Source organism: Mycobacterium sp. (assembly GCF_047975165.1).
Classification (GTDB): domain Bacteria; phylum Actinomycetota; class Actinomycetes; order Mycobacteriales; family Mycobacteriaceae; genus Mycobacterium.
Window position 1 is genome coordinate 62060 of record NZ_JBKECZ010000164.1, and the last position, 19800, is coordinate 81859.

At 63.7% G+C, this 19800-nt stretch carries 19 protein-coding genes and 3 pseudogenes; 11 read left to right on the forward strand and 11 right to left on the reverse strand.

Features of this window, described 5'->3' with window-relative positions:
* Window positions 1-109 precede the first annotated feature (109 nt).
* From ACK5M9_RS15585 to menE, 6 genes are all read left to right on the forward strand, one after another.
* The gene (locus ACK5M9_RS15585; protein ID WP_416894045.1) at window positions 110-991 is read left to right on the forward strand and encodes an SDR family oxidoreductase; all 882 of its coding nucleotides are present in this window, start codon (window positions 110-112) and stop codon (window positions 989-991) included.
* Between the two features lie 61 nt (window positions 992-1052).
* Window positions 1053-1460 (forward strand): VOC family protein, encoded by a 408-nt coding sequence (locus ACK5M9_RS15590; protein ID WP_416894046.1) that lies wholly within the window; start codon window positions 1053-1055, stop codon window positions 1458-1460.
* A gap of 98 nt (window positions 1461-1558) precedes the next feature.
* On the forward strand, window positions 1559-2797 hold the full coding sequence (locus tag ACK5M9_RS15595; RefSeq protein ID WP_416894047.1) for an anion permease: 1239 nt from the start codon (window positions 1559-1561) through the stop codon (window positions 2795-2797).
* Window positions 2797-3075 carry a hypothetical protein gene (locus ACK5M9_RS15600; RefSeq protein ID WP_416894048.1) on the forward strand — a complete coding sequence of 93 codons (279 nt, stop codon included), beginning with the start codon at window positions 2797-2799 and terminating at the stop codon, window positions 3073-3075. Before ACK5M9_RS15595 ends, ACK5M9_RS15600 begins: the two co-directional genes overlap by 1 nt.
* A gap of 61 nt (window positions 3076-3136) precedes the next feature.
* Window positions 3137-3445 carry a DUF3349 domain-containing protein gene (locus ACK5M9_RS15605; protein WP_416894049.1) on the forward strand — a complete coding sequence of 103 codons (309 nt, stop codon included), beginning with the start codon at window positions 3137-3139 and terminating at the stop codon, window positions 3443-3445.
* Between the two features lie 47 nt (window positions 3446-3492).
* A complete protein-coding gene (menE, locus tag ACK5M9_RS15610) occupies window positions 3493-4611 on the forward strand; it encodes an o-succinylbenzoate--CoA ligase (RefSeq protein ID WP_416894083.1) in 1119 nt (372 codons plus the stop codon).
* A gap of 361 nt (window positions 4612-4972) precedes the next feature.
* Here the strand turns inward: menE and ACK5M9_RS15615 are convergent.
* From ACK5M9_RS15615 to ACK5M9_RS15635, 5 genes and pseudogenes are all read right to left on the reverse strand, one after another.
* Window positions 4973-6208 (reverse strand): annotated as a pseudogene (locus ACK5M9_RS15615) (IS256 family transposase).
* Between the two features lie 96 nt (window positions 6209-6304).
* Entirely contained in the window at window positions 6305-6628 is a 324-nt protein-coding gene (locus tag ACK5M9_RS15620) for a hypothetical protein (RefSeq protein WP_416894050.1), read from the reverse strand.
* 7 nt (window positions 6629-6635) lie between these two features.
* Window positions 6636-7466, reverse strand: a complete 831-nt coding sequence (locus tag ACK5M9_RS15625) for an SDR family NAD(P)-dependent oxidoreductase (protein WP_416894051.1) — start codon at window positions 7464-7466, stop codon at window positions 6636-6638.
* The gene (locus ACK5M9_RS15630) at window positions 7463-8401 is read right to left on the reverse strand and encodes an alpha/beta hydrolase (RefSeq protein ID WP_416894084.1); all 939 of its coding nucleotides are present in this window, start codon (window positions 8399-8401) and stop codon (window positions 7463-7465) included. The genes ACK5M9_RS15625 and ACK5M9_RS15630 overlap by 4 nt, the downstream gene beginning before the upstream one ends.
* 224 nt (window positions 8402-8625) lie before the next feature.
* A pseudogene (locus ACK5M9_RS15635) lies at window positions 8626-9943 on the reverse strand (IS256 family transposase).
* 142 nt (window positions 9944-10085) lie between these two features.
* Between ACK5M9_RS15635 and ACK5M9_RS15640 the strand changes: the two are divergent.
* Window positions 10086-11030: pseudogene (locus ACK5M9_RS15640) on the forward strand (AraC family transcriptional regulator); the annotation flags it as partial.
* A 3-nt stretch (window positions 11031-11033) separates the two neighbouring features.
* Here the strand turns inward: ACK5M9_RS15640 and ACK5M9_RS15645 are convergent.
* Both ACK5M9_RS15645 and ACK5M9_RS15650 read right to left on the reverse strand, forming a co-directional pair.
* Entirely contained in the window at window positions 11034-11630 is a 597-nt protein-coding gene (locus ACK5M9_RS15645) for a TetR/AcrR family transcriptional regulator (protein ID WP_416894052.1), read from the reverse strand.
* A gap of 16 nt (window positions 11631-11646) precedes the next feature.
* Window positions 11647-12939, reverse strand: a complete 1293-nt coding sequence (locus ACK5M9_RS15650) for a cytochrome P450 (RefSeq protein WP_416894053.1) — start codon at window positions 12937-12939, stop codon at window positions 11647-11649.
* Window positions 12940-13040: 101 nt separating this feature from the next.
* Here ACK5M9_RS15650 and ACK5M9_RS15655 point away from each other — a divergent pair, with 101 nt between their 5' ends.
* The gene (locus tag ACK5M9_RS15655) at window positions 13041-13937 is read left to right on the forward strand and encodes a haloalkane dehalogenase (RefSeq protein ID WP_416894054.1); all 897 of its coding nucleotides are present in this window, start codon (window positions 13041-13043) and stop codon (window positions 13935-13937) included.
* 17 nt (window positions 13938-13954) lie between these two features.
* On the opposite strand, the gene ACK5M9_RS15660 is transcribed toward ACK5M9_RS15655, so the two are convergent.
* From ACK5M9_RS15660 to ACK5M9_RS15675, 4 genes are all read right to left on the reverse strand, one after another.
* Window positions 13955-14263: a hypothetical protein gene (locus ACK5M9_RS15660; RefSeq protein WP_416894055.1), complete on the reverse strand. Its 309-nt coding sequence runs from the start codon at window positions 14261-14263 to the stop codon at window positions 13955-13957.
* Window positions 14264-14270: 7 nt separating this feature from the next.
* On the reverse strand, window positions 14271-14729 hold the full coding sequence (locus ACK5M9_RS15665) for a nuclear transport factor 2 family protein (protein WP_416894056.1): 459 nt from the start codon (window positions 14727-14729) through the stop codon (window positions 14271-14273).
* Between the two features lie 63 nt (window positions 14730-14792).
* Window positions 14793-14942 (reverse strand): hypothetical protein, encoded by a 150-nt coding sequence (locus ACK5M9_RS15670; protein WP_416894057.1) that lies wholly within the window; start codon window positions 14940-14942, stop codon window positions 14793-14795.
* Window positions 14939-15397: a TetR/AcrR family transcriptional regulator gene (locus tag ACK5M9_RS15675; RefSeq protein ID WP_416894058.1), complete on the reverse strand. Its 459-nt coding sequence runs from the start codon at window positions 15395-15397 to the stop codon at window positions 14939-14941. The genes ACK5M9_RS15670 and ACK5M9_RS15675 overlap by 4 nt, the downstream gene beginning before the upstream one ends.
* Window positions 15398-15537: 140 nt before the next feature.
* Here ACK5M9_RS15675 and ACK5M9_RS15680 point away from each other — a divergent pair, with 140 nt between their 5' ends.
* From ACK5M9_RS15680 to ACK5M9_RS15690, 3 genes are read left to right on the forward strand one after another with little or no spacing between them, the layout of a single operon-like run.
* Window positions 15538-17049 (forward strand): flavin-containing monooxygenase, encoded by a 1512-nt coding sequence (locus ACK5M9_RS15680; RefSeq protein WP_416894085.1) that lies wholly within the window; start codon window positions 15538-15540, stop codon window positions 17047-17049.
* A 13-nt stretch (window positions 17050-17062) separates the two neighbouring features.
* Entirely contained in the window at window positions 17063-18169 is a 1107-nt protein-coding gene (locus tag ACK5M9_RS15685) for an NDMA-dependent alcohol dehydrogenase (RefSeq protein ID WP_416894059.1), read from the forward strand.
* 29 nt (window positions 18170-18198) lie between these two features.
* A complete protein-coding gene (locus tag ACK5M9_RS15690) occupies window positions 18199-19788 on the forward strand; it encodes a long-chain fatty acid--CoA ligase (protein ID WP_416894060.1) in 1590 nt (529 codons plus the stop codon).
* Window positions 19789-19800 lie beyond the last annotated feature (12 nt).

The following is a 19800-nucleotide window of genomic DNA, read 5'->3' on the forward strand; positions in this document are numbered from 1 at the left end:
CCCCGCCGAGCGTTAACGCACGGGCACACTCGACGCCGAGCGTTAACGCACAGGCACACTCGACGAGAGTCGGGCCGCTCGGCGGGCGCCAACCCCCTAGACTCCCCTCGTGAGCACGAGCCCGTTTCGCCGGCTAACGGACCAACTGGTGCTGACCGGGATGCGCCCGCCGACCGCACCGCGGATGCTCCTCATCCGTCCGGCGAGCAGCCGTATCGACCTCGAGGGCAAGCGTGTCCTGCTCACCGGGGCCTCGTCGGGTATCGGCGAAGCTGCCGCGGAGCAGTTCGCCCAGCGAGGCGCCACGGTCGTCGCCGTCGCACGCCGGCAGGACCTGCTCGAGGCGCTGGCCGAACGGATCACCGCCTCGGGTGGCACGGCGTTGTCGTGCCCCTGCGACCTCTCGGACATGGACGCCATCGACATCTTGGTCGCCGAAGTGCAAAACCGGCTCGGCGGAGTCGACATCCTGATCAACAACGCGGGACGCTCCATTCGCCGTCCGCTGGCCGCGTCGCTGGACCGGTGGCACGACGTCGAGCGGACCATGGTGCTCAACTACTACGCGCCGCTCCGGCTGATGCGCGGGCTGGCGCCCGGGATGATCGAACGTGGCGACGGCCACATCATCAACGTTTCCACCTGGGGTGTGCTCAACGAGGCGTCACCGCTTTTCGGGGCCTACAACGGATCCAAGGCCGCGCTGACCGCAATCACCCGGGTCGCCGAAACGGAGTGGGGCCACAAAGGTGTGCACTCAACCGCCCTGTACTACCCGCTGGTGGCCACCCCGATGATCGCCCCGACCAAGGCCTACGACGGCATGCCGGCGCTGACTGCACACGAGGCGGCTCAGTGGATGGTCACCGCGGCCCGGACCCGACCGGTGCAGATAGCGCCCAAGATCGCGATCGCGGCCAAGGCCCTCAATACCGTCGGCCCCGGGTGGGCGAACACTCTGATGCGGGGGCGCAACAGCCAATCGACGTAACAAGGGTCTGTACCTCAACCGCCCTGCGCGCTCGGTGTCGACTCACCCGATAATCGGGGGCATGGAGATTCTCGCAAGCAGGATGCTACTTCGGCCGGCCGACTACGAACGTTCGCTGAGCTTCTACCGCGATGAAATCGGACTGGCGATAGCCCGTGAATACGGTGCCGGCACAGTATTTTTCGCCGGCCAGTCATTGCTGGAGCTGGCAGGTTTCGGTGCGCCCGACCACACCCGGGGGCCGTTTCCCGGCGCTCTGTGGCTTCAGGTACGCGACGTACAGGCAACCCAGGCCGAATTGCGGGGGCGCGGCGTTCGGATCGCGCGCGAGGCACGTCGCGAATCATGGGGCCTGCACGAGATGCACGTGAGGGATCCCGACGGTGTCACGCTGATCTTCATCGAGGTGCCTCCAGGGCATCCGTTGCGCACCGACACCAGGGCGGGAACTCCGGCGAACCCCGGGTGAACGGGTAGGTAACATTTGGCGACGCCCCTCGGTACACCGGTGTTTCGCCGGTCCGAGCATTCGACAGCCACGCATCCCGACCACCAGAATCAGGCCCTGTGAACATCGAACTGTTCCTGTTGATCATCGTGGTGATCACCGCACTGGCGTTCGATTTCACCAATGGGTTTCACGACACCGGCAATGCCATGGCGACGTCCATCGCCAGCGGCGCCCTGGCGCCAAAGGCCGCGGTAACACTGTCGGCGCTGCTGAACCTGCTCGGAGCGTTCCTGTCCACCGCCGTAGCCGCCACCATCGCCAAAGGCCTCATCGACGTCGATCTGGTCACGCTGGAGCTGGTATTCGCCGGCCTGGTCGGGGGCATCGTCTGGAATCTGATCACCTGGCTGCTGGGTATTCCCTCCAGTTCTTCGCACGCCCTCATCGGGGGTATCGTCGGTGCGACCATCGGGGCCGTCGGCGGGCACGGCGTCATCTGGAGGGGCGTGGTCTCCAAAGCCTTAATCCCGGCCGTGGTGGCCGCGATCCTGGCCGTCGTCGTCGCAGCCGTCGCCACCTGGCTGGTCTACCGGATCACCCGGGCCGTTCCTGCCGCTCGCACCGAAGCCGGCTTCCGACGCGGCCAGATCGGTTCGGCATCCCTGGTTTCCCTGGCCCACGGCACCAACGACGCGCAGAAGACGATGGGCATCATCTTCCTCGCGCTGATGTCCTACGGATCGGTCGACAAGACCACCGTCATGCCGCCGCTATGGGTCATCGTGAGCTGTGCGGTGGCAATGGCGGGCGGTACCTATCTGGGTGGCTGGCGCATCATCCGCACGCTGGGTAAGGGCCTGGTAGAGATCAAATCGCCGCAGGGTATGGCTGCTGAATCATCCTCGGCCGCCATCATTCTGCTCTCGGCCCACTTCGGCTACGCCCTGTCCACGACGCAGGTCTGTACCGGTTCGGTGCTGGGGAGCGGAGTGGGCAAACCCGGCGCGGTGGTTCGCTGGGACGTCGCCGGACGGATGGTGACCGCTTGGCTGGTGACCCTTCCGCTGGCCGGATTCTTCGGCGCGATCACCTACTGGATCGTGCACCTCGTCGGCGGCTACCCCGGTGCCATCATCGGCTTCGCACTGCTCATCGCAACTTCGGCGGCCATCTATCTCAAGTCGCGGCGGGTCAAGGTCGACCACAACAACGTCAACGCCGCATGGCGCGGGAATCTGACCGCCGGACTCAACGGCACGGGTCCGCTCGAACCACACGATACGAACCCGACGCTGGCTGTTGCGGTGCTGCAGACCGGCTCCGCGGACGAGCCGCTGACTGCCAGGAGCGCGTAATGGAGGCCTGGTTCAACTACTCGGCCACCGCAAGAATTTTGTTGTTCAGCCTGCTGGCGGGGGCTGCCCTGCCGGGGTTGTTCGCGCTAGGGGTCCGCTTGAAAGCCGCCGGGACCGGAGCTCTTGGTGCCGGCACTGTGCCGCGACCGTTGCTGCTGATTGTCGCGTACGTGATTTACGGTTTGGTCGTCGCAGCGGTCATCCTGGGAGTGCTCTACATCGCCCGGGATTTCATCGCCCATCACATACACTACCCGTTTCTGGGCGGCACACCATGACACTCACGGCACCGTCGCCTCTCACAGTCGTTGGTACCCAACGAGGCGAGGTGATCGCACAGTGAACCGATCTCTCAGCTCGATCGTTTCGTGGCTGCGCGCCGGATATCCCGACGGTATTCCACCGACGGATTCCTTTGCCGTGCTTGCCTTGTTGGCGCGCCGACTGACCAACGACGAAATCAAGACGGTCGTCAACGAACTGATGCGGCAGGGCGAGTTCAATTCCGGCAATATCGACATCGGTGCCGCGGTCGCACAGCGTACGGCCGAATTGCCGTCGCCGGCAGACATCGAACGTATTCGAAAACGGTTGGCCGCCAAGGGCTGGCCGCTCGACGACCCTCACGACGACGGAGACGACTCATAGCGGTGCTCCGGGCGCTACGCGTCCCGCGCGGTTCGGCGAGCGCGGTATTGCTACCTGCGCTGCAACGGGTTCTCAACGGACGGGACTCCGCGATCGTTGCGGTGCCGGACTGGGGCGCGGCCGACACCGCCTTGCGCGCAGTGCGGGCCGGCGAACCGATTGGCGACGATGTGGCACTGGTTGCGTCGACATCGGGAACCACCGGTGCGCCGAAGGGGGCGTTGCTCACCGCTGCCGCGCTCTCCGCGAGCGCAGAAGCGACACATCATCGGCTCGGCGGCCCGGGCCGCTGGTTGCTCGCTCTGCCGCCATACCACATCGCCGGACTTCAGGTGTTCGTGCGCAGCATCCTCGCAGGTTCTGCACCCGTTGAGCTGGATGTCTCCGACGGCTTCGACGTCGCCGAATTACCTCGGGCGGTAAGGAAACTCGGCTCGGGCCGGTGCTACACCGCCCTGGTGGCGGCTCAGCTCTCCAAGGCCCTCGACGACCCGGCCGCCGCCGCCGCACTGGCCGGCTTGGACGCCGTCCTGCTGGGCGGCGGACCCGCACCGCAGCCGGTGCTCGACGCCGCATCGAACGCCGGGGTCACGGTGATCCGCACCTATGGCATGAGCGAGACCGCCGGCGGCTGCGTCTACGACGGAGTTCCACTGGACGGGGTCGGGCTGCGGGTGCGCTCCGACGGACGGATCGTTGTCGGTGGCGCGACCCTGGCCAGCGGATACCGCAACCCGGTCGTCCCCGACCCGTTCACCGAACCGGGCTGGTTCGTCACCGACGACCTCGGTGCACTGCAGGGCTGCGGCGAAGCCGGTCTGTTGACAGTGTTCGGACGGGTGGACGATGCCATCAGCACCGGCGGATTGACCGTGCTGCCGGGCCCCGTCGAGAGTGCCTTGCGCACCCACCCTGCAGTGGCCGACTGCGTGGTATTCGGGGTTGCCGACGCCCGGTTGGGCCAGCGCGTGGTCGCCGCGGTCGTCCTCAACGCCGAATTCGCGGCTCCGGACCCGAATGCGCTGCAAGCCCATGTAGAACTCACCCTGGACCGCAGCGCCGCCCCGAGGGAGGTGCATTTCCTCGCGGAGCTGCCGCGGGGTGGTATCGGCAAGGTGGACCGGAAAACCTTGGTGCGCCGGTTCGGTACCGGAGGGGTTCGATAGGGGCTGGACCTCCGCGCGTATCGCGCTTCTCCCGCCCGAACCGCAGCCGGATCAGTTGGCTGCTGAACTACCGCTACCGGTAGCGCTGCCGCTGCCAGCAACGCCCGACGGCTGCTTCGGCGCCGGCTGCGGGGGAGATTTGGGCGCCGCAGGTGGCGGGGCCTGGGTTTGCGGCGCCGCAGCCCTGAGTTCGGACACGGTGATTCACCTCAAAGTCGGTAGGAGAGCGTGCGCTACGGCAAGCGTGGCCCTTTTCCCCAGTAGTGGTCGCCCGGGTCGCGCTTTGCCCAGCCGCCAGCGTCGTAGTCGTCGATGGTGAAGCATTCCCCGCACAGCTGCTCACCGAAGGCGGACTGTCGGTTCAGGCGGTCAGTGTCGCGGGGGTGTCCTCCTGTTCTGCCGGCTCCTCGCCGACGGTGCGTGTTTTGCTCAGGACGTCCAGGCCGGGGTGACGCCGGGATTCGGCCCATTCGTCGTGTTGTTCGGCCAGCACGGCCCCGACGAGTCGGATCAGAGCGGTGCGGTCGGGGAAGATACCCACGGCATCGGTCCGGCGGCGGATCTCCTTATTGAGGCGTTCCTGGGGATTGTTCGACCAAATCTGGCGCCAGATCTGTTTGGGGAACGCAGTGAACGCCAACAGGTCCGTGCGGGCTGCTTCGAGGTGCTCGGCAACCTTGGGAAGCTTGTCGGCCACAGCGTCGATGATCCGATCATACTGTGCCCCAACAGGGTCAGTGTCAGGCTGATCGAACACCGAATGCAGCAGGGTCCGTACCCACGGCCACGACGCCTTCGGGGTGATCGCCATCAGATCGGTCGTGTCGTGCGTACGGCAGCGCTGCCAGGCCGCCCCGGGCAACGTCGCCCCGATCGCCGCGACCAACCCAGCATGGGCCTCGGAAGTGACCAGTTTGACCCCCGAGAGCCCGCAGCCGGTCAGCGACCGCCGGAACGTTAACCAGCCCGCACCATCCTCGACGGTGGACACCTCGATGCCCAGGATCTCCCGGTGGCCCTCAGCGTTGACCCCGACCGCGATCACGGCGTGCACGTTGACGACCCGTCCACCTTCACGCACCTTGAGCACCAGGGCATCAGCGGCCACCAAGGTGTACGGGCCGGTATCCAGCGACCGGGTGCGGAACGCCTCGACGACGGTGTCGAGTTCGGTGGCCATCACCGACACTTGCGGCTTCGACAACCCGGCGATCCCCAGCGTTTCCACGAACTTGTCCATCCGCCGGGTGGAAACTCCGAGCAGGTAGCAGGTCGCCGCCACCGTGGTCAGGGCCCGCTCAGCACGTTTGCGGGAGTCCAGCAGCCAGCCCGGGAAATACGATCCCTACCGCAGCTTCGGGATCGCCAGATCCAACGATCCTGCACGGGCGTCGAATTGGCGGTGCCGGTACCCGTTGCGGAAATTGGTGCACCCCGCGCTGCGCTCGCCATATCCAGCGCCGCACAGCGCATCGGCCTCCGCGCCCATCAGGGTATGGATGAACATGGCCAGCAGCTCACCCAGCACGTCGGGGTGGACGGTGGTGAGTCGCTCGGCAAGCACGGTGGGCACGTCGATATTGTGGGCAGGGGTCATCGCGTCGGCCCCTTTACTCGAGTGACTTTTGCGGGTCCCTCGACGAATCACGCGATGACCTTCAATCATTCGGCTACAACACGCCGATACCGCTGATCAGGTCCAACTCGCACACCACTCTGCTCGACGCAACCGCGGGGTACCGATTCTGGACACGATGTTGTGGAACACCATCGCGGCCATCGTCTCGGCACGTGCTGGAATGAACCCTTGGTAGCCGATCATTCCGGCGGGCGCCCACAGTGGTAGCACTTGAACTCGCCTGGGCAGGAAGGGGAATACCGTCTTCAGCCCGGGGAGGTACACGCCATGAAACTTCACTGGACCGAAGAGCATGTAGATGCCTGACCAGTTGACCAACACACCCGCAACGGCGCTGAAGACAGGAATGGTGATCAGGTCGAGCCAGAGCCGGGACACCGAATCATCACTTCGCCCACGGGAATGCCTTTGCCGCCACCACAGCCATCACGCGCTGGTACGACGGGCCTAGGAGACGGGCCAGCAGGTCGATGGCCTTGGCCTCCAGGCCGATCACGACCCGGCCGTGGCCGTCGGCTACCCCGTTCACGATGGTTCTCGCGGCCATTTCTGGTGAGTGGATGAGGAGCCATTTGTCGTAGAAGTCGGTGAGGGTCCGGTGATCTTCGTTCTCTGCGACGGTTGCGTTGCGGACGACGGCGGTCTTGACGCCGCCGGGATGTACGCAGGTCACCTTGACCGGATGCTTACTGACGATCATTTCCTGGCGCAAGGCCTCGGTGAAGCCGCGCACCGCGAATTTGGCTGCGTTATAGGCGCTCTGGCCTGGCACCGCAATCAGCCCGAACAGGCTCGAGATGTTTACGATGTGTCCGTCGCCGGACGCAATCACATGCGGAAGAAAGGCTTTCGTGCCATTGACGACGCCCCAGAAGTCGACGTCCATGACTCGTTCGATGTCCTTGAACTCTGCATCCTCGACGTTGCCGTTGTATGCGATGCCGGCGTTGTTGTAGACCTGGTTGACGGTCCCAAAGTGCGCGGCGACGGTTTCGGCGTAGGCCAATACGGCCTGGCGTTCGGCGACGTTCAGTTGCTGCGAGTGCACGTCCGCGCCGAGTGCCTCGACCTGACGGACGGTCTCGGCAAGTCCGGCCGTGTCAATATCGGAAAGTGCCAAGCGTGCGCCCTTGGCAGCCAAATTGAACGCGAGCGCCCGGCCGATGCCGGACCCGGCACCGGTAATGACCACGACTTTACCTGCGAATGAACTCATGAGGTCGGCCCCTTCTTTCTTGTGACCCCCGGATTCGGGGCGATCACGTGGCTGAGTAGTGCTGTGCCGAGGTCGATGACCGCTTCGCGCGCGTCCGGGAGCAGACTGACCTGGAGGTGGAAGTCGTGCCAAAGGCCGTCGAAGCGGCGGTGGGTGATGACCCCGGATGGTGCATTGACGACGGCGGCTTCGATCTTGTTGGCGTCGAAGGAGATCGGATCATCTCCGGCGCTCTGCATGACGATGGGTGGCAAGCCCGCCATTTCCCCGTACACCGGGGAAATACCCGGTCGTCGCGGATCGTCCGCCCCGGCGTAGCGCGGTGCCCACTCGGCCGCGATCTCCGGAGTGATCAGGGGATCTCGCAGCGCTGGACGTGTCGCCTCCACATCGACGGCGAGGTCCGCCCACGGACAGATCAGCCCGAGCGCCGCAGGTGGTGAGATGCTCCGGTCGCGCAGGGCCATTGCCAATGCCAGCGTCAGCCCGCCTCCTGCCGAATCGCCAACAATGACAGTGTTCTTCGGGTCGAGACCATCTGCGAGCAGTTGCGAATAGACCCGGACCATCTCCTCGAGCGCAACTGGATACTGCGCGTCCGGTGCGCGCGAATAGTCAGGCACCAAGGCCGTCATTCCGGCCGCATCCGCGAGGTGTGCGGCCAGGCCTCGATACCCCCTCGCGCTGCCGAGGGAATAGGCGCCGCCGTGGAGATAGATCAGGGTGCGATCCGGTGCGGCGTTTGGGGGCAGCACCCGAACAACGGGAACTCCCGCGACGGTGAGGCGCTCGATTCGAGTGCTTCTCGGGGAGCGGGCCGCGGCTGTCAGTATCTCCAGCAGCATGCGCCGCCCGATGATGCCAAGACGGCGAGAGCCGAACAATGGTCGCGCGGTCCGAAGAACCGCCCGGACCAAACGCTTTCTGACCTTGATTTCGGACCTCGCTTACTCGGGTGACGCTGTGCGGCACTGATCTAAAGGATGGCGGACGGGTCGTCGCGTGTATTGACATCATCCGACGTTCCTTTAACATTTCCCGACACTTAGGGGGTGAACTGATGGGCAGCCTGATTCGAGCCACCACGCTGTGGGGTTACGCCGAGCAGGTGGCTCAACTCGGCGGGGAGATATTGTCAATATCTGCGGATCGGTGGTTTTCAGGCGACCTCCCTTCCGCCGGTTTCGGCCTCGGTCGTCGATTTTTCGGGTGTGATGTCGGCGGGTCGTTCGAGCAGCTTGCCCTTGTGGAAGACGGCACCGGCTCGGACGGGGGCGACCAGGTTCGGGGCGTTGACGGCCCGCCAGCGGGCTTGTGCGGCATCGATCAGCTTGTAGGCCATCGGCGATCCCGGCCACCCGTGATCCCGGCCCCTTGGCGACCTTGGTGCGCAACCGCACAGTAGCGAACGTGGACTCGATCGGGTTGGTGGTACGCAGGTGAATCCAGCGCTCGGCCGGCTACTTGAAGAATTTCAGCAGCACATCGAGGTCGTCGGTGATCTTGGCGACCACCTTGGGATACTTCGCGCCGAAGTCGACTTCGAACGCCTTGACCGCGACCTGGGCCTTGTCAATGTCCTCGGCGATGTAGATCTCTTTGAGGCTGGCCAATGCTGCCGGGTGTGCAGATTTCGGGAGTGCCGCAAGCACATTGGCCAGTTTGTGGAACCAACACCGCTGCTCGCGGGTGTCCGGGAACACCTCACGCAGCGCCTTCCAAAACCCGAGTGCACCATCGCCGACCGCCGGCACGAGTGCGGTCATGCCACGCCGTTTGCAGTCGCGCAGCACATCAGGCCACGACTCGATCGACTTCCGATACCCATCGGTGACGGCGACCAGCTCCTTGCGGCCGTTAGCGCGCACCCCGAGCATCACCAGAAACCAGAGCTTCTCCTGCTCCAGACGCACCTTGAGGTGGATGCCGTCGACCCACAGGTAGACGTAGTCGATGCTCGACACATCCCGGGCGGCGAACGTCTTGGCCTCGTCTTGCCACTGGGTGGTCAGCCGGATGATCGTCGAGGCCGACAGCCCAGCACCCGAACCGAGGAACTGCTCCAAAGCCGGCCGGAAATCTCCGGTGGACAGCCCATGCAGGTACAGCAGCGGCGACACCTCGCACACCTGCGGGGACTTGCGCGCCCAGGCCGGCAGGATCGCCGAGGAAAACCGCTGGCGCTCGCCCGAATCAGGGTCGATGCGGCGGTCGTTGACCCGTGGCGCGGTCACCGCCACCGCGCCGGCCGCCGTCAGCACCGTGCGCGGCTCGTGAAAGCCGTTACGGACCACCAGTCGATGACCGTTTTCATCGAGCTGATCGGCGAACTGTGCCACGTAGGCGGCGACCTCGGCCTGCAGCGCCGCGGCCAGCATCTGCCGGGCCCCATCGCGAACGATCTCGTCGAGCAGCAACCTGCCGGGGCCGCCGGCGTCGTCGTTGGCCTCCTGAGCGTCGTGAACTACGGTGAGCATGGGCGCACCTTCCCCACCAGCGCGCCAACGCCGGTCTTGATCGAATACCTGATTCCGTGATGATCATCCCCGGGAAGGTGCGCCCACTTTCAGGCCGCCTCGCCGAGGCTCATCCACAGGTATCGATCATTGCTCCAGGGAGGATCCGGCGACTCTCCGAGAGCGCTTCGGGATCCCTGCGGAAATCGAGAACCAGGAAGACGCGGTCATCTCCATCGATGCCTACGTTCGGATGCTGCAGGCCAGCGCCGAAGATCTGGACTGTCCCGATTTTGGCCTCCGCCTGGCGCAGTGGCAGGGCCTGGACATGCTCGGACCTATAGCAGTGGTCGCGCGGAACACGCAGACGGTACGCAACGGGTTGGAAATGATTGGGCGTTACCTTTATGCCCATTCACCCGCACTGAAACTGAGATTTTCGCCCTCTGACTCGGTGAATGGCCTCAGGTTCACCTATGAGATTGCGGAACCGGGACGCACCTCGGTGGAGCAGTCGTATGAAATCAGCATGGCGATTGCGGCCCGGATCATTCGGTTGGTCGGCGGACCGGCAGCACGGCCCGACGTCGTTTCGTTCACACACGACCAGCTCGGGTCGGACACCGCGTACCGTGAGGCGCTCGGATGCCCGGTGCGATTTCGACAGACTTGTTGCGGATTCGAGATATTCGAGGGCTTGGCCGACAAACGAATCGTGAACGCAGACTCCGCGACGCGCCACATCGCGGCGAAATACCGGAAATCCAACTACCTTCCGCCCACGGCCTCGTTGTCCCAACGCGTGACGGAGATGATCCGCCGCCTGCTTCCCACTGGCCAATGCACCATCGACGCCATCGCCGATCAGCTCGCGATTCATCTACGGGCACTGCAACGCCGACTGGAAGCTGAAGGTGCGCGATACCAGGACTTAGTCGACCAGGAACGTCGTATGTTGGCGGGGAAGTACCTCGCCGAGCCGGGGCTGCCGCTCAGCCAGATCGCCGGATTGCTCGGCTACGCCGAACAAAGCACCCTCAATCGCTCGTGCCGGCGGTGGTTTGGCAAGACACCGCAGCAAGTCCGAGCGGGACTGCCGGGAACTTGACTCTCAGGGATCGGTCGCCAGTCGCGCGATCCCCGGCACCAGATAGCGCGCGATGAACGCGCGCATACCGTCATCGTCGTGGAGCGGAATGGGACCGCCGGGCGCGAGAATGAGCGACACGCCTAGGCGCACCGTCGTTTCAGCGACCATTGCCGCATCCTGATCGCTCAACGGCCCGCCGCCGCTGGAACCCAGCCAGCCGGCTACGGAGTGCCGCATCAGCGCGATCGCGCTCACGCCGCCGCTCGTGCCTGCACCCAGAAACGTGTCGGGTTCGGTCTTCATCAGTTTTACGAAGAGCGGATGGTCGCGCAGCTCTCTCACGGATGTGAAAATCGCTTCGGTGAGCCCGGTTTCGAGGTCTCCGGCCCTGATGAACGTACACTGAATGCTCTCGGCCGTCTGCGCCAGGATCTGCAGGAGTACAAGCTGCGCCAAGCGCTCCTTGCTTTCGAAGCGCCGGAACACAGTCATCCGGCCAACTCTTGCCGCGCGGGCGATGTCATCCATTGACGTACGCCGGACGCCGACCTCCTGGAAGCAGGTCAGCGCGGCGTGCAGGATTTGATCGCTGAGGTCGTCTGCGGAACCGTTCGGCACCCGCCCATGGTAGGAGTCAGGCCGGGTCGAGAACAACGCGGCCCCCGTGCTTGGGCAGCAGCGTGATGTTCATTCGGACCGGTGGTTCGATTGGCGTATCCGCTACGCGGAAGCGGGCGTGGCGCAGGATCGTTCGCAGAATGACACGGAGTTCCAACATCGCGAAGGGTGCGCCCAGGCAATATCGGGTGCCGCCGCCAAACGGGATCCACTCAGAGGTCTTGGGCCGGTTTTCCAGGAATCTCTGCGGCAGAAATTTGCCCGGCTCGGGGTACAGGTCGGCGCGGCGGTGCACCGCGTAGGTGAACGGCATGATGATGCGGCCGGGCTCGATCTTCGTGCCATCATCGAAGGTGAACGGCTCCACCACATAGCGCAAATTGAACACTACGGGCGGATGCAACCGGAGTGTTTCATACATGGTGGCGTCCAACCACGTCGGGTCGTCACCCTGCGCCGACTCGGTGAGCGTATCGAGCAGTTCGGGTTGGCGGACAAGCTCATTTCCCAGCCAGGCCAGGGAGTTGCTGGTGGTCTCGTAGCCGGCGATCAGCAACGCCGCGATCGATTCGCGCACCTTGATATCAGGCATGGGTTCACCGGTGTCGTCGCGGACACCGAGCAAGATGCCGAGCACATCGTCGCTGTGCTCGTCACCGGCTTGCCGACGTTCATCGATCTCATCCTGGATCAGCGCCTCCACGGCGAGGCGCGCGTTTCTGATCTCGTCGTAGTTCCCGGTCCATTTGCCTCCCATTGCGGTGGCCCACGCGGTTTGGATGGCCAGCTTCGTCGAGTGAATCGATTCCAGCCACGCGATCGCGGCTTCGCTCGCGCGGCTTACCCGCTGCGGGTCGGTCATCCCGAAGATCACCTCGGCGACGATGTCGAGTGCGATCGGGCCGGCCATGTCGCGGAAGCTGACCTCTTCTCCCATCGGCCAGGAGGCAAGCGCTTTCTCGGTGAGGCGCACCATGGCATCTTCATACGATTTGAGCGCCTTGCCGTGGAACGGCGGGCTGACGTAACGGCGATTGGTGGCGTGCTGCTGGCCTTCCATGCTGATGATGGTGTTGTCGCCGAAGATCACGTGATGCGGCGAAAATCGGCCCAGCGCCGGCGTCAGCTGCAGCACGGTGTTGGGAGCCTTGAAGACCTGCCTGATGTCGTCGGGGTTCGTGATGCAGAGCGCATCTGAAGAGCCAGGCAGGTTCAACAGGAAGCGGTCACCGAGCCGCGTCATACGGGCGAAGAACTGTTCGGGTGCCAGCCAGTACTCAGCTGCATAGGCGAACGACGACAGACGCATGAATCCCGCCTTCCGCGGTACTATGCGACGGATCGTGATCGATAGTACCATGGAATCCCCGGGGTCGGACAACCCCTACAATGCAAACTTGAGAAGGAACCTTGGACATCCTGCGCACCCCCGATCACCGGTTCGCAAGCCTCTCGGGCTACCCGTTCACCCCGCACTACGTCGAAGTGGCGGCGGCCGACACCGGCCATTTGCGAATGCACTATCTCGACGAGGGCCCTGCCGACGGACCGGCCATTGTCCTGCTGCACGGCGAACCGACGTGGAGTTACTTGTACCGCAACATGATTGAGCCACTGGCGGCAGCCGGATATCGAGTACTGGCGCCCGATCTGATCGGCTTCGGTCGTTCCGACAAGCCCAGTCGTATCGAGGATTACACATACCTGCGACACGTGCAGTGGGTGACGTCGTGGTTCGACGCTCTCGGATTGCGCGATGTCACGCTTTTCGTGCAGGACTGGGGATCGTTGATCGGATTGCGCATCGTCGGCGCACGAGGCGACCTTGCCGGGCGCATCGTGGTCAGCAACGGGACCTTGCCCATCGCTGACCGCGGTGCATCGCTCACATTTCGGATCGGGAGCGCCGTCGCACGTCTCGCCCCCGTGATTCCATGCGGGCGAGTCCTGTCGGTAGGGACAGTCGGCAGGGTGTCGGCACAGGTGCGTGCAGGTTACGATGCGCCGTTCCCGGACAAGGGATTTCAGGCCGGAGTGCGCGCATTCCCCAGGTTGGTCCCGACGAGACCCGACGATCCGGCAGTGCCGGCCAACCGCGCAGCGTGGGCAGCCCTGGGCCGATGGCGGAAACCGTTCCTATGTGTCTTTGGCGCCAAGGACCCGATTCTCGGCGACACTGACCGCTCACTGATCGCCCATGTTCCCGGCGCGAAGGGCCAGCCGCACGCCCGGATCAATGCCGGCCACTTCGTTCAGGAGGACTGCGGCCCCGAGCTGGCCAGGCGGATTCTTGAGTGGTCGCGATGATTCAGCATCACTGGCCGTCAGTTGTCGGCGACTACCCGTGAGCCCTCGAACGTCGCTTGACCCACAAGGCTCAGCTTTGCCGTGCCGGACAACTCGTCTCCAGCCACCGTGGTCACGAAGTGTCCGATCATCGGCAGCGGCCGCTTCACCGTGATCTGCCATGTGAGGTTCTCGCCTTGCACGGTGCCATTGACGGGGTGACCCCCACCGGCAAGCATCGTTGCGGTGCCCGACAGTGCCATGCCTGTGGTGGCCAACTCCAACGTGCCGGCCTGGGATGCCAGTGGCGTATGGATCGTGATTTTCCACTTGCCGTCAGCTGACATTCCTACCTCACTTGCTGATGCTGTCAGTGATCTCGTCGATATTCGACGTGCGCTGCGCTCGCGGCATGCCATCGAAGAACATCGAATTGATGATCTCCCAGACGTGAAGGGTGTCGAAATACTCCTTGAACTGGTAAATCTTCCCGTTCCGGACGCGGATCAGAAAATGGTGCTGATTGTGGAACGCCACATCGTTGATGGTTCCGAAGCTCTCCGCCTCGATCGATACACGGTCCTGTTCGGCAGTCACGTGGCCGAAGTTGAATGTTCCGCCCTGAATGGCATTGGTGATCCCTGCCCAGATGGCCAAACCGCCGGCGGCCGACAGGCGACCGCTCTTTGCCATGTCTCCCGCAAGGAAGAATTCGCAGTCGTCGGTGAGCATCGACGCGCCGGCTTCGTGGTCCCCAGAGTGCATGGCCTTGAGAAAGTCAACCGCCAGCTGCTTGTTGTCGAGTGCGGACACTAGTATTTCCTGGTGCGAGACGAAGTACTCACTGTGTCTCACGTATCAGGGGTGGTCAAGCATTCATGGCTGGCCGGCCCGGGTGAGGCCGGGCACCATAAAGTTGCGCAGCATCGAGCGCAGTTCGACCTCGCCTTGGGCCTGGCGAGTGCGGAGCACGAGTTCCGCCACGATGAAATGGTTGACGAACTGGGCGATATCTCGATCGCTCAATCTTCACGCACTTCGCCGCGGAGGCGAGCGGGTTCGAGGATCGGCCGCAGCATCGTCGACAGGCGCTCGGTCAGCGCTTCGTCGGCCCCGGCGATGCCGCCGGTCATCCCGACGATCTCCGGAGAGAACAGCAACGCGGGGTGCTCGTCGGTTTCGGCCCGGGCAAGGCACTGCACGTCACCCTCGGTGAGCTGGCCGGCGAATGACGCATGCTGGCGGGGGAGTTCGACGACCAGTCGGCTCAGTTCTCTGACGCAGATTCGCAACAGGACCCCGAGGATGATCGCGTCCCGGCCACCTTCGAGGTATCGGTAGATCGTCGCGCGCGACACCCCGGCCGCCTTGGCGATGTCATCGATGGTCGTCTTCTGGAGTCCGTCGCGGACCAGGCATGATTCCGCGCCATCGAGGATGCGGCTCCGGATCTCGTCGCGGTGAACTTCGAGTGGCGCCATGGGTCCTGACCGTACGCTGAGGAGTGAGACAACTACCATTACTGGTCGCGAACGCGTTTCGTCCTCGAATGTCGCGTAAAGACAATAATCTGTCGGGAAGAGTCAAGACTCGTGACGTCGAACGCGGCCATGCTCGTATCATGTCTTCGCAGCACTTCGACGTACTGATCGTCGGCGCGGGCCTGTCTGGAATCGGCACGGCCAGCCAACTCACCGCCGCGTTCCCGAATCGGACCCTGGCTTTGCTGGAACGGCGCGAACGACTGGGCGGCACCTGGGATCTGTTCCGCTACCCAGGGATTCGCTCCGATTCTGATATGTACACGTTCGGCTACAAGTTCCGTCCGTGGAACGAGCTGAAAGTGCTCGCCGACGGGGGGTCTATCCGGCAGTACATTGCCGATACCGCCGCCGAATACGGCGTCGACAAGATGATCCATTACGGCCTGAAGATCGTGGGTGCGGACTGGTCCAGCGCCGAGAAACGCTGGACCGTCAAGGCCAATGATGAGGCGACCGGCGAGATCCGCGGATACACCTGTGATTACCTGATCAGCTGCACAGGCTACTACGACTACGACTCCGGCTATCTGCCGACATTCTCCGGTGAGGAGCGGTTCACCGGGAGATTCGTGCATCCTCAGTTCTGGCCGGACGACCTGGACTATCGCGGCAAGAACGTCGTCGTGATCGGCAGTGGCGCAACGGCTGTCACGTTGGTGCCGGCCATGGCGGGCGACGTCAAACAAATCACCATGCTGCAACGCTCGCCGTCATACATTTTCTCGCTCCCGGCGTACGACAAGATCTCCGAGATGCTGGGCCACTTCCTGCCGCGCACGTGGGTGTACGCCTTTGGGCGCAAGCGCAACATCCTGATCAATCGGCAGACGTTCAAGGCCTGCCGCCGCTGGCCGCGTGCCATGCGCCGGCTACTCATGTGGCAGGCACGCCGCCACCTCGGCCCCGGATTCGACATGAGCCACTTCACCCCGGAGTACATGCCGTGGGACCAACGGCTGTGTGTCGTGCCGGACGGTGACCTGTTTGCGGTGCTCGCGTCCGGCAAGGGGTCGATCGTCACCGATCAGATCGAGACGTTCACCGAGACAGGCATATTGCTGAAATCGGGTCGCGAACTCGACGCCGATATCGTGGTCACCGCCACCGGCCTGAACATGCAGGCGCTGGGCGGGATGGCGTTGACCGTTGACGGTAAGGCGCATTCATTGCACGAGCAGATGATCTACAAGGGAGCCCTCATCGAGGATCTGCCCAACATGGCGTGGGTGGTCGGCTATACGAACATTTCCTGGACCCTGAAGGCCGATCTGGTCGGCACCTACCTGGTCCGGTTGCTGAAGTACATGGACGACAACGGCTACACGGTGGCCGTCCCCCATGACGTCCAAGGTTGCGCGACAACGGACTCCATCTTCGACGAACTCAATTCCGGCTACGTGCAGCGCGGCAACCTGGCGCTGCCGCGGCAGGGGTCGAAGCTGCCCTGGAAAGTGCTGATGAAATACGAGAAAGACACCGCCCTACTGCTCGATGATCCGATCAACGACGGTGTGCTCAGGTTTGAAAGGCCGCGAGCGACTATTTCCCCGTCGCATTCGATGGACCGGAATTTCGGCGCCAGTATCTGATGAGGAGAAACTTGTGAAAACCACAGCAGCAGTATTGCTGGAAGCTGGAAGGCCTTTCGAACTCATGGAGCTCGAACTCGACGGCCCCGGCGAAGGCGAAGTGCTGATCAACTACACAGCAGCCGGACTGTGCCACTCCGACCTGCATCTCACCGACGGCGACCTGGCTCCTCGTTTTCCGATCGTCGGGGGACACGAAGGCGCCGGCATCATCGAGGACATCGGCCCGGGAGTGACGAAAGTGAAGCCCGGTGACCACGTGGTGTGTAGTTTCATCCCAAGCTGCGGGAGCTGCCGCTACTGCTCGACCGGTAGACAGAGCATCTGCGATATGGGAGCCACGATCCTTGAGGGTTCCATGCCGGATGGATCGTTCCGATTTCACCGCAACGGAACCGATTTCGGGGCGATGTGCATGCTCGGTACCTTCGCTCAGAAGGCGACCATCTCCCAGCATTCAGTGGTGAAGATCGATGACTGGCTGCCGCTGGAGACCGCGGTACTGGTTGGTTGCGGGGTACCGACCGGATGGGGCAGCGCCAACTACGCCGGCGGTGTCCGCGCGGGGGACATCACTGTCATCTATGGCATCGGCGGGATTGGAATCAACGCCGTGCAAGGCGCATTGCACGGCGGCGCCAAGTACGTCGTGGCGGTTGATCCATTGGCGTTCAAACGGGACACCGCATTAAAATTCGGCGCGACCCATGCGTTCGATACTGCTGCAGAGGCCGCTGCCACAGTAACCGAGCTGTCATGGGGCCAAGGCGCAGACCAGGCGATCGTCACGGTTGGCACGGTCGACGAAGAGGTCGTGTCGGCGGCTTTCGACATCATCGGCAAGGGCGGCACCGTTGTGGTCACGGGACTGGCGGCCCCCGAGAAGTTGACGGTCCACGTCTCTGGATTGGGACTGACCCTCTACGAGAAAACCATCAAAGGGTCGATGTTCGGCTCGGCGAACCCGCAATACGACATCGTGCGCCTACTGCGGCTGTATGACGCCGGTCAGCTCAAGCTGGACGAACTGGTGACGACAAAGTACCGGCTCGAAGACATCAACCAGGGTTATCAGGATCTTCGCGACGGCAAGAACATTCGCGGGGTGGTGATCCATTGACGACGGCCATGGCGGTGAGCGGCACCAGTATGGATGACTATCCGCTCACGCTGTCCAGCATCGTCGAGCGCGCCGAGTGCTTCCACGGCGATACCGAGGTGGTGTCGAGGCGGCCGTCCGGGTCTATCTCTCGCACCACTTTCGGTACCTGCGCCTCGAGGGCCCGGCGTCTCGCCGGCGCACTACGTGAGCTGGGCGTCGGCGCCGGCGATCGGGTCGCGACGTTGTTGTGGAATCAGAGCGAACATCTCGAGCTGTACTTCGCGGTTCCGGCGATGGGGGCGGTGATCCACACGCTCAACCCTCGGCTGTTTCCCGACGAACTCTCCTTCATCGTCGGCGACGCGCAGGATAGCGTGATCGTCGTCGACGAATCATTGTTGGAGGTTTTCGAAACATTCCGTGCCGGACACGAATTCGCTCAGATAATCGTCGTCACTCACAGTGCAAAGGCGCCTGAGGGGATGCTGGACTACGAATCGGTCGTGGCCGAAGCGGAACCGATCGAATGGCCTCAGCTGGACGAACGCCAGGCCGCCGCTATGTGCTACACCTCCGGCACCACCGGTAGGCCAAAAGGCGTCGTCTACTCGCATCGCGCTCTGGTGCTGCACTCTCTCGTCGCGGCTCTTCCCGATCAACTGGCGGTATCGGCGAGGGACTCAATTCTTCCGGTGGTGCCCATGTTTCATGCCAACGCCTGGGGCCTGCCTTATGCCGCGGCGCTGGCCGGTGCGCGCCTGATCTTCCCGGGCCCCCACCTCGATGCGGTCAGCGTGCTGGATTTGTGTGCCAAGGAGCGCATTACAATGACTGCGGGTGTTCCCACGGTGTGGATGGGGATCCTCGCCGCGCTAGACACAGAACCGCAGTGGTGGGACCTGTCGAATTTGGACCGGCTGATTGTCGGGGGTGCGGCGGTACCGCGGTCGATGTTCGAGGGGTTCGACCGCCATGGCTTGACCGTCGTACAAGCCTGGGGCATGACCGAGACCGCGCCGCTGGGCGCGATCTGCCGCCTGCCCGCAAGACTGGACGGGAGCGAGCCCGATCAGCAGTACGACTTCCGCACCCGGCAAGGCGTCGCGAGCCCGTTCTTCGACATCCGGGCCCGTGACGACACCGGTCACGAAATCGGCTGGGACGACACCGCGATGGGCGAACTCGAGGTACGCGGCCCCTGGGTCGCGGCCAGCTACCAGGGCGGTCGCGGTGCAGAGAGTTTCACCGCCGATGGCTGGTTCAAGACCGGCGACGTGGTACGCATCGATCCGAACGGTTGCATCCGGATCTGCGACAGGTCCAAGGACCTCGTCAAATCCGGTGGTGAATGGATCTCCTCGGTCGACCTGGAAAACCACCTGATGACACATCCCGCAGTCATGCAGGCCGCCGTGATCGCGGTGCCCGATGACCAGTGGGGGGAGCGTCCGCTGGCCGTCGTTACCTTGCGCGAAGGGGCTCATGCGTCCGTTGACGAACTGCGCGAGTACCTCGCCAAGGCGTTCGCCAAATGGCAGCTGCCCGACTGCTTCCGGTTCGTCGATGCGATTCCGTGTACGGCAACCGGAAAGTTCAAGAAATCGGAACTCCGAGAGCAATTCGCGGCTAGTTCATGATCTCGCCTGAGT